Annotated in this window: 9 protein-coding genes; 4 read left to right on the top strand and 5 right to left on the bottom strand. The window is 43.1% G+C overall.

Annotated features, from left to right (window positions below; all coding sequences use genetic code 11):
• On the bottom strand, positions 1-2,335 hold a 2,335-nt coding region (gene pepN / locus I3255_RS11770; protein ID WP_238038988.1), incomplete at its 3' end, for an aminopeptidase N.
• A 395-nt stretch (positions 2,336-2,730) separates the two neighbouring features.
• On the opposite strand from pepN, the gene I3255_RS11765 reads away from it, so the two are divergent.
• The 3 genes from I3255_RS11765 (at position 2,731) to I3255_RS11755 (ending at position 5,011) form a co-directional block, all read left to right on the top strand.
• Entirely contained in the window at positions 2,731-3,366 is a 636-nt protein-coding gene (locus tag I3255_RS11765) for a DUF6231 family protein (RefSeq protein ID WP_238038984.1), read from the top strand.
• Between the two features lie 141 nt (positions 3,367-3,507).
• Positions 3,508-4,026 carry a peptidoglycan-associated lipoprotein Pal gene (gene pal, locus I3255_RS11760; RefSeq protein WP_093069940.1) on the top strand — a complete coding sequence of 173 codons (519 nt, stop codon included), beginning with the start codon at positions 3,508-3,510 and terminating at the stop codon, positions 4,024-4,026.
• Between the two features lie 184 nt (positions 4,027-4,210).
• Entirely contained in the window at positions 4,211-5,011 is an 801-nt protein-coding gene (locus I3255_RS11755; protein WP_238038983.1) for a 4'-phosphopantetheinyl transferase superfamily protein, read from the top strand.
• Positions 5,012-5,132: 121 nt separating this feature from the next.
• On the opposite strand, the gene I3255_RS11750 is transcribed toward I3255_RS11755, so the two are convergent.
• Positions 5,133-6,020, bottom strand: a complete 888-nt coding sequence (locus I3255_RS11750) for a hypothetical protein (protein WP_238038982.1) — start codon at positions 6,018-6,020, stop codon at positions 5,133-5,135.
• Between the two features lie 593 nt (positions 6,021-6,613).
• Here I3255_RS11750 and I3255_RS11745 point away from each other — a divergent pair.
• On the top strand, positions 6,614-7,372 hold the full coding sequence (locus tag I3255_RS11745; RefSeq protein ID WP_201598611.1) for an IclR family transcriptional regulator: 759 nt from the start codon (positions 6,614-6,616) through the stop codon (positions 7,370-7,372).
• A gap of 164 nt (positions 7,373-7,536) precedes the next feature.
• On the opposite strand, the gene mmsB is transcribed toward I3255_RS11745, so the two are convergent.
• The 3 genes from mmsB to I3255_RS11730 form a co-directional block, all read right to left on the bottom strand.
• The gene (gene mmsB / locus I3255_RS11740) at positions 7,537-8,454 is read right to left on the bottom strand and encodes a 3-hydroxyisobutyrate dehydrogenase (RefSeq protein ID WP_238038981.1); all 918 of its coding nucleotides are present in this window, start codon (positions 8,452-8,454) and stop codon (positions 7,537-7,539) included.
• A 175-nt stretch (positions 8,455-8,629) separates the two neighbouring features.
• Entirely contained in the window at positions 8,630-9,889 is a 1,260-nt protein-coding gene (locus tag I3255_RS11735) for an enoyl-CoA hydratase/isomerase family protein (protein WP_238038980.1), read from the bottom strand.
• A 71-nt stretch (positions 9,890-9,960) separates the two neighbouring features.
• Positions 9,961-10,743 (bottom strand): enoyl-CoA hydratase, encoded by a 783-nt coding sequence (locus I3255_RS11730; protein ID WP_238038979.1) that lies wholly within the window; start codon positions 10,741-10,743, stop codon positions 9,961-9,963.
• Positions 10,744-10,759 lie beyond the last annotated feature (16 nt).

The following is a 10,759-nucleotide window of genomic DNA, read 5'->3' as shown; positions in this document are numbered from 1 at the left end:
GGACACGATTAGGGGTATTCCAATCAAAATCGGTATGCGCAATTAACGACTTGATAACATTAGGTGTCACATCATCAGCGGCAGCTTGGACACTGAACCACAAATCAATCACCAGATCATTTGCTTGGAAACGCTCGTAGAAGTCCGATAAGTACTTATCTGCATCTACTAATTGATGGTTAACCATCGCCTTCAACGCACCAAAACGCTCTGTCATACAGCTAGCATTATCATATTGCTGTTGTGCCCAGTCGGCTGCACCTTCAACGTTAGCAGTCAGTGCCATATCAAGCACCACATTACGCAGCGCACGAATGCCTCGAGCTTCAGCACTGTCTTCATATGATTGCATTGGCAGATCATTGTATAACGTAGCCCACTGATCTTTTAATCTATCTGCCACTTGCTGATATAGCCCATCGCGCTGCTCTTTCACTAGTACCGGATCGTAGTCTTGAGGAATGGCAGAAGCCAGCTCTTGCGCTGATGGAATATCAAGTAAACGTGCGGCCAGCATCGCATCATCAGCTGCTAAAACGGGCAACGTCTGTGCCAATGCCTCTAAATACACATCAGGACTGCTCTTCGCGCCTTGGCTTTGCAGTAAAATACGGTTTACCAGCATTTGGGTGACTTGCCAGCGGTTAAACCCATTGGTTTCATACTTGAGCAAAAATGCTAAGTCTGCATCTTGGTAGTCATAGTTGAGCTGTACTGGCGCACTAAAATCACGCAGTAAAGACACGACAGGCTCACTTGTGACATTTTCAAATACAAACGTTTGCGTCGCCTTGTCAAGCAATAACATATGCTCAGCGACAATACTGCCAGAATCTTTATCAAACAATGCCGTTGCTACGGGTATCGGCAATGGTTTTGGTGCATCAAAACCTTTCACATGACGTGTTTGCTGATTCAAGGTAATCGTTAGTGTCTGCGCTGCACTATCATAAGCTTGAGAGCCCGATACCACTGGCGTACCTGGCTGACGATACCAGTCGATAAAGTTCTCGATTTTGTCATCAGTGATACTGAGTGCTGATAAAAAGTCTTCAACCGTTACCGCTTGTCCATCATAACGACGGAAGTACTCGTCTGTTCCTTTGCGAAAATCATCCGGCCCTAACGTGTTGGCAATCATACGTACAATTTCAGCACCTTTCTCATAGACAGTTGTCGTATAAAAGTTATTAATCTCAACAAAGCTCTCAGGGCGCACTGGATGCGCTAATGGGCCTGCATCCTCTGCAAACTGATGCGCGCGTAGTGTCGCTACGTCATCGATACGCTGTACCGCACTTGATTGCTGATCTGCTGAAAACGACTGATCACGGTAGACCGTAAAACCTTCTTTTAAACACAGCTGAAACCAATCACGGCACGTGATACGGTTACCTGTCCAATTATGGAAATATTCGTGAGCAATAATGGCTTTTACGCTAAAACTGCGCGCATCAGTAGTGGTCTCAGGGCTAGATAATACGCAAGCAGTGTTAAAGATATTAAGGCCCTTATTCTCCATTGCACCCATATTAAACTGACTGACCGCCACAATCATATAGCGATCTAAATCATAGGCTCGGCCGTAATTGACCTCATCCCACTTCATGGCGTCTTTTAAGGCTTGCATACCGACATCACATTTATCGATATCAGCAGATTTTGCGTAAACCTCAAGTAATACTTCTCGACCTTCGCTGGTCATATAAGAGTCTGTCAACACATCCAAATCAGCAATAACACAAGCAAACAGATAGCTTGGCTTGTTGGTTGGATCCTGCCAAATCGCATAATGACGCTCTGGCGTATCAGCGACCTCGCCTGCTTCAACTAAATTACCATTGGCCAATAGCGTCGGATAGCGCTTATCGGCTTCCAGTCGAGTGGTAAATATCGCGAGTACATCAGGACGATCAGGATAAAAAGTAATCTTGCGAAATCCTTCTGGCTCGCACTGAGTCACAAACATCGTGTCGTCACCACTGCCTGCCATGTATAGACCTTCAAGCGCGGTGTTGGTTTGCGGACAAATACGTACCTGAATGTCTAAGGTAACCTCATCAGGTGCTTCATAAATCGTCAGCTTGCCATCTTCTTGCTGGTAGTGCTCAGCTGTTAACGCTTTATCATTCATGATAATAGACAGCAGCTCTAACGACTCGCCAAATAAGACAATATCCCCTGCGGTTTGGCGTACCATCTCAAGCGTACTATTTACCTGCGCATAATCCTCAAACAGTTTGATATCCAAATGAACCGTTTCAACGTCAAAACTTGGTTTTTGGTAATCCTTTAGATTGATTTTACTCGGTGTATTGGGTGGTACATCTGGCATTTCAGGATTGATAATCTGAGCATCGGTTTCAGCAGTAGACATATGATTTCCTATTATTATTGATGATATGTTATGAGTGTTATTGTTTTGCTACTCGCATTATAGCTTTCGTCTTTATAGCAACGTTCATAATGCTTAAAGTTACAACGGGCGCATGTTATATATGACTTTTTGCTTATAGGTAGATTGACCTAAATCCTTATATTTCAAGTATGGGCATCGAGATAACTGAGTTTATCCTTCATATACATCTCCTCGTATACACTCATGCGTGTTAATAAGCCTCTATATAAATGATTAAATCAACAATTGGCTCACGTTATCAATTGGATAATGCCGATGAAAATGATTTAATAGGCACATTAATAACTCACCTTTCATAAACGGCTTATTATATGACAACACACACTGCCAAATACTCAAAGATTACGTTACCTTTACTGATAGAGTATGTTGATGCTCTCATGCCTTCGCTTGATAGCTCACTTGATAAACAAGCACAAACGATGGCTGGACAGACTGATGATACTACTGAGCTGTTATGGGTAGCACACGACAAAACAGAATTATCAACTCTGCAAACACAGCTAAAGAAAAGTACACATATTAGAGATACGAATGTTAAAGATGATAATAACGTATCAGCTCAAGCATGGCACGTCTCTACTTTACCAGAGCTTGCTAAACAGCATGTACTTGAACGTTACGAGCTTGCTTGCTTTTGGCTACCTACCCTCTCGCAAGACCTGTTACATCAATACATTCCTGCACTCATGCGTTATCGTGATCTCTATGCAGCACACTTGCTGGTTGCCCTTGATAGTTCAATCGATTTGAAACCTTACGGGTTTACACCATTTGATATCTTAAGTGAGCCCTCTTTAGATATTAGTGATATTGAATCCATAACCTCTTCCACTGTATCAGCGACGCTTTGGCAGTTCAATTTATATGATTATAAACAGCTACCGAATTGGCTCAATGCTGATTACTGGGCCAATCCTGAAAACTGGGGCAAACACCGTTGGTGATACGTTACATATCTATCTATCGTTATTTACAGTAAAAATACTTACATAAATTAACAGTTAGTATATGATGGCTAAAGATTGCCTGAGTTTTATCGTAAGCAGTTTAAAAAATAAATTTAATTAAAATTTTAGGAGCTCGTCATGTCAATCAGTTTTTCTAAGATCGCTGTTTTAGCTGTACTATCAAGCGCCGTTGCACTCACTACAGGTTGTGCGACTAAACGTGCTACCTCAGAGGTTGTAGTCGCGCCGCTAGGTATTCCAGGTGGTCAAGTTGGCTATAATGGTGCCGTCATCGTTGATAACTCAGCCGCTGTCATTACTGGTGCTGAAAACTTACAAGCGGTTGTCTACTTTGCTTTTGATAGCAGCGAAATCACTGCGCAAGCGGCGAGTGTCCTTAACCAACACGTGAGCCTATTAAACTCAAACCCAGCAGCTGGTGTCGTTATCGCAGGTCATACTGATGAGCGCGGTAGCCGTGAATACAATATGGCACTCGGTGAGCGCCGTGCCCAAGCAGCACGTAATTATCTTGCTGCTCAGGGTGTCGCCGCCAACAACATCCGTGTCATTAGCTATGGTGAAGAACGTCCTGCAGCGGCTGGCAACACCGAAGATGCTTATGCACAAAACCGCCGTGCTGAGCTGTCTTACTAAGAGTCATTAAAAAATCATTTGCCTTAAAAAAGCCCAGTAATGTTATATTACTGGGCTTTTTACATTCTATTGGGCTAAGTAAGATATAAATATCTAAGACACCTATGTAAACTATCTATTTTTAATTGAGTTGTATTTCTAGAAACTTTACATTTTTAATTGAAACCTTTGATGATCGCTTATTATGATGCCAGTCCTACATCTTACCAATGTCCAACTTACTCAGCTCAATCATGAAACTTGGTGCGTGACTGCTCAAGTAAATGATTTATCCAGTCCTGTAGGAATTAGCAACTTGTGGAACGACTCATACTGGTTATCAGCATATCCATCATCACATATAGTCTTTACTGAGCTTCGTCATTTCGAATGGCATTATCATGCAGTACAAAAACCAAGATCAAAACGCAGTATCGCTCGCAGGCACCGCCAAGAGCAGCGCCAAGGTGTGAGACAGTTACTACAAGCGCTACTTAATAAGCTAGAAATCAATGATACCTTAGATGAGTCGAGCTTTCCCTATCGCCTTCGCCAAAGCAAGTATTACGTCTGTTTTAGCCATACAGCCGCTCATAACAAAAATGAATTCAATAAAAAATCCAATCAAAACATCGCTGCTATTTCATACAGCAAAATAGCAGCAGTCATCAGTCGTCGTCGCCCTGCTGGCATCGACATCGAGCACAATAATGTTGCTTGGAATATCGTCAAGCGTTTTTATTCAGATAATGAAATTACTATCTTACAGACACTACCAAAAAATCAGCGTAATTATATTGCAAAGTTACTATGGCAAATCAAAGAAAGTTTTATAAAGGTCCATCAGTACACTTTGGCACAAGGTTTAGGTATAGATTACTCTGATGTCATTCCTACCTTGACTGATGATATAAATAAAGACCTTATTACTATCAGTCATACTAACGATCAATCCAATTACCAAATTGCTGTACTGCAAGTAGATCAAACAGTAGTCGCTTTTTAATCATATCTGGCAATGCTCTCGTATTTGTTATCTTCACTTTCTTCTAGACATAAAAAAACGACCCTAAAAAGGGTCGTTTTTTTTGTTCTCTTCTGATGACAGTATTTACACTGTGATCAGATTAGAAACGGTAAGTTGCACCGAGTTTAACGATTGGCATCCACTCTAGCCAGTTTTTATCTTCTAAATCATTTTCTGCATCACGAGCAGCTTGATTTGCTGCGACAGTGTTACCACCTTCACCAGTATAGCGGACATCTGCGTCTACTTTACCCAAGTATGCTGCACCAACTTCACCAAATACACCGAAGTTATTTGTGATATTAGGGCGGAAGCCAACAGTTAAGTAAGGGGCTAGTTTATTGCGATGTTCTAAAGAGCCTTCTAGGTTACCTACATTTTGGCCACCAAAATCGTCTTCAAGAAGTTGCTCTGCAGTTGCCGTGCCAGCATAATATTTGTTGCCATCGATGCTGTAATAACCGTCGCCTTCAGCATTAGCTCTTACATCGATATCGTTATCAGGAACAATGATACCAGCGCCCATTGTAAACCAGTTGGCTGCAGGACGGTACTGAACGCCTAGGTATGGGTTGCTGAAATCCGTATCAACATCATAGTTAATGTCGTTTGCATCAAAATCACCACCGAACAAGTCAGCAACATCGCCACCCGCCCAACCAGCTTGTAATTCAGTTTTGTCATTCATTGCCCAAGCAATGTTAGCACCATAACCCAAAGAACCAACTTCAGCACTAACAGATGCTGGGTTAACAGCTGTTTGGAAGAAAGTTTTAGTACCACCAACTACAGCACCAGTAGTATTGCGTACGATACCAGCATCAGAGTTATATGCGTAAGCAGGTTCTGCTTGATAGGCAACAGCCACTGGCTCAGCTTCGTATACTACCGCATCGTTGTCATCAACAACGATAACTGGATCAGCTGCTAATGCAGCAGTTGATGCTAGAACAGCAGCAGAGATAGCTGTAAGTTTAATAAGTTTCATAATTATTCTCCTAAAGTGTAAAGTAACTCGCCCGTAAAAAATGATGATTTTGCTCTCTTTTAAACCACCATTTTGTTGAAGAGATTAAAACAATTTTGACTCAAAAAGTCACCCCCAAGGATGCGCTTTTTATTTGCCGTTATGTAAAGATTGCATAGTTACTGTAATAATTACTACACCAACCTGCAAAACTTTGAATTCCTGTTACAAAACCCTCTCAAAGCAATTAATCAGTGTAGACATGAATATTGATCCGCTTAATGTTCATGTGAGGGTATTACAAAATGTTTCATCATAATGTCTGAGTAAGCGACTCGACTCAACACCAGTTGTATAGCTTATTACTACAGAATGTTGCAATGTGTGAGTTGACGTATCTACTGTTGCGCTTAGAAAATATTGTAAATATGGAAGCTAACAATACAAATGTTCTTATATAGTGTTACTAAACCTTGTCTCAGCTTGATATTGTGCTAAATTAGACGTAGATATAGATCTACTGTGGGAATGCAGATTTATTACTATTTGTCTTCATTGTGAAAACGTTATAGTCTCGTCGGCCTCACCCCTTTTACTACTACTGAGCCCTTTATATGCCTAAAGTATCCTCGATTACCCGTGTGTTAGAGATCATAGAAGCCGTGTCATATGCTTCTAAACCTCTCTCTCCACTTGAATTATCGCAAGAGTTGGATATTCCTAAGCCAACCATACACCGTTTGATTCAGAATTTGGTCGATGATGGTTTTTTGACCGTTGATATCGGTGGCGGTATTGTTCCTGGTAAACGAGTTCGCAATCTGAGCGTTGAGCTTTGGCAGCAGCGATTATTCTTTAATGAGCGCCAGATGATTTTGCAAAAACTGGTTGATGAGCTTAAAGAAACTTGCGGTATCGGCGTTCCTTATCATATGAACATGATCTACACCAATCGCGCACAAACGACCTTGCCATTACAGATATACCTCCCTGTAGGAGCAAAGTCGCCTATGTGGTGTACGGCAACTGGTAAATTGTATTTGAGTCAATTGTCTACCACCAGTCGCAACAAAATACTGCAAGGTCTACCATTAGACAAATTCACCAAAAACACCATCACTGATATTGATGCCTTGAATGCCGAGCTCGATCGTATCGCTACCACTGGCATTGGTATTGACAACGAGGAGTTTATCTCTGAGATGGTGGCGGTGGCCGTGCCTATATTAGATAAGAAGTCGCGCTATCTGGCCTCATTGTACCTGCATGCACCGACGATACGCGTATCGCTCGACGAGCTACTGACTCATGTACCTCGACTACAGCAAGCAGCGCAAGATATCCAAGCACTCGTGTATGACCTACAAAGCTAATGGTGTCATTGCTCATTCATTACTATGATCAAATAATAAAAAAAGGTTCATGCTATAAACATAGCATGAACCTTTTTTCATCTAACAAGCCCTCTCTAATCAGTCCTCACTACTCACGATAGCAAGAGTGATTGAGTATATGAGTCTTTATTTCTAAGATAATTCTAAAACAATACCGAGGCATCATGACGGCCCATGATACTAGAGAAGTCTTTATCACCGTTCTCGAGCGTGTGCGTGGCATATAACTCTGTTGCCTTGGCACCCATCGGCGTGTCTACATGAGTATCTTGAGCCGTTTGCATGGCAAGATTGAGATCTTTTTGCATTAGCTTACTCATAAAACCACCTTGGTAGCCATTGCTAGATGGGACATTTTCCATAACTTGCGGATAAGGGTTATAGACCTCTAGCGTCCAGTTACGGCCTGAGCTTTGTAGCATAATATCTGATAATACTTTGGGATCTAGACCGTTCTTAACCCCTAAATTAATCGCCTCTGCCGTGCCTGCCATTAGGATACCTAACAGCATGTTGTTACAAATCTTCGCAACTTGTCCTGCACCATGCTCGCCTGCATGAAAAATATTTTTCCCCATTACAGCGAGTATCGGCTCAGCTTTGGCAAAAACGTCGTCATCACCACCAACAATAAAGGTCAAGCTACCAGCAATTGCCCCGCCTGTCCCGCCAGATACGGGGGCATCCAAAAAGTCGATGCCAAGCTGGCTTGCAGCGTCTGCCACTGTCCTAGCATCAGCAGCCGCTATCGTACTACTGTCAATCACAAGCGTGCCTTTTGGTAATTCTGCCAGCAGACCATTAGCGCCGCTATCACCCAGATACACAGAATGCACATGCTGACCCGCCGGCAGCATACTAATGACAACTTGAGCATTGCTTGCCGCATCTTTAGGACTCTGTGCCACGCGAGCACCTGCTTTTTCTAAGCGCTGGGTTGCTGCATCAGACAGATCGAAGACAGAAAGTGTATAGCCTGCCTTTAATAAGTTTTCTGCCATAGGCGCACCCATATTACCAAGCCCAATAAAGGCAATATCTGGTTTAGAGTTATTATTCATTGTACTTATATCCTTTGTACCCATCTCATCACTCCTTGATGATTTATCATGTAGCCATTGCTACATACCATTTGACAATATTTGTTAGTGATATATTTACGTCATATTTTATGATGCTTTTTTAGAAGTTTTAAAAAACGTTATCTGTCTTACTTTTTGAGTTGTCTGTAAATAATTAGCGCACATACTGACTGCCCAAAGCTTCCTCACCCAACCAACCTTCTAGAGGGTGCTCACCTTTTGGATAAGGATTGGTAAAGTGCTTATCGATATACGCTTGGCCTTTTACGCTTAGACAGTCTGCCAACGAGCGCGACCACTGCGGATCTTTATCCTTATCAATCAATAATGCACGCACGCCTTCTTTGAAATCAGGATTGGCTGCACAATGTACCGCCACGTTGGTTTCTAAATATAAAACTTGTTCGATCGATAAATCAGCGACTTTATTATACAGCGCGTAGGTTAACGCTGCCGTTACTGGGCAACCATGCCGATAGGTTGCAACTGCTCGCTGAGTCCAACTGTCTTCTGCAAAGTCTTTATTTAACTGTACTAGCGCTTCATCACTTTGTAGCAATGCATCGATATCTGCTAAACCGCCACAGTTCATCAGTTTCTGGATAGGCTGCCAGTAGGTCGCGAGCTTACTATCAGACAACTCGGCTACTGGCAGCTCAGCAAGTGCACGGCTGACGATACTATGCACACTATTATGATGGAACTTGTTTGAACTACTCGCATTTTCTAACCTTTGCCAGTCGCTCTGCTTAAGACGTTGTATGACAGCATCATAATCATGACTTGCAACAGCATACTCTGCTAGGTTGGCCAACAGCGCATCATTGCCATTACACATTGCTCCAGTCAAGCCTAAGAACAAACCTGTTTTGGCGGGCATTCGCTGCAAAAACCAACTGCCTGAGGCATCAGGAAATAGGCCAATAGTAATCTCAGGCATCGCAAAACGCGTACGCTCAGTGACAACACGGTGACTGCATCCTGCCATCAGCCCCATACCACCGCCCATAATGATGCCATCACCCCAAAGTATTAACGGCTTTGAGTAAAAGTGCATTTGTCGATATAGACGATATTCGTGACTGAAAAACTCAGTGGCATAAGGGTTTGGCATCGGCGCACTAGTAGACATACTGTCATAGAGCTTACGGATATCACCACCCGCACAAAAGGCCTTATCGCCTGCACCTTTTAACACAATCGCCACTACTTGGTCATCCGTTTGCCACTCCTCTAACTGCGCTGCTAGCAGTTGGCACATATCAACGCTGAGCGCATTAAGCGATTTTGGGGTATTGAGTGTCATTATCCCAATCAAACGCCCGCAATCTGTTGGTTCGGTATTGAACAATACAGATGTCTCTTGCTCGGTATTGTTCGAAGAGTTTTGGGTATCGTCGGTAGCTGCTGTCATAAAAGTGACCTACAAAGTTAAAAAGTTAAATAATGTCGTGAGTGTTATGACTCAAGCATTTTAAGCAATGCTTATTTGTTTTGCCAATTGGGTTGACGCTTTTCTAAAAAGGCTTGTACACCTTCGCGCTGATCCATTGTGTCAAATAGCTTAACGAAAGCTTCACGCTCATGGATAAGATTTTGTGCAGGCGGCGTGTCTCTAGCCGCCTGAATAAGTGCTTTGGAATAACTGACAGCGACGGGTGATTGTTTAGCGACTTTTTTTGCCAAATTTTGCGCGGCTTGCAACCCCTCGCCTTTTGCAGTGACCTCTTCAATCAGACCGATACGCAGTGCCGTATCTGCATCGACGCGCTCGCCGCACAGTATCATGCGCTTGGCCCAACCTTCACCGACTAGCCAAGGTAGGTTTTGGGTACCACCTGCACAGGGCAGTAATCCCACACCTGTCTCTGGCAGTGCCATCTGGGCGTGCGCTTCTGCGATACGGATATCACACGCGAGCGCACATTCCAGTCCACCGCCCATCGCATAGCCGTTGATGACGGCGATACTGACACCGCGATAGGCAGACAGGGCTTCAAACGCTTCGCCAAATGCAATCGCCATGCTTATTGCGCGGCCTTTATCACCGTCTGAAAAGTTGTTTAAATCTGCACCAGCTGAAAAAAATTTTTCACCATCTCCATGCACGATCAATGCGTAGACATCGTCATTGGCATTGAGGTCTGTGATGAGCTGCTTAAGCGCATGCAGACTGTCCATTGTCCACGTATGTGCCGGTGGGTTATTCAACGTCAATGTTGCGGTATGACCATCAATTGATAGCTTTAGGTTTGTATAATCTGTCATAAAACATCCTTGTTTC

It is taken from the genome of Psychrobacter sp. Ps6, from assembly GCF_022129235.1.
Taxonomy (GTDB): domain Bacteria; phylum Pseudomonadota; class Gammaproteobacteria; order Pseudomonadales; family Moraxellaceae; genus Psychrobacter.
Note: the sequence above shows the minus strand (reverse complement) of the source record. Positions and strands in the feature narration are given on the sequence as shown.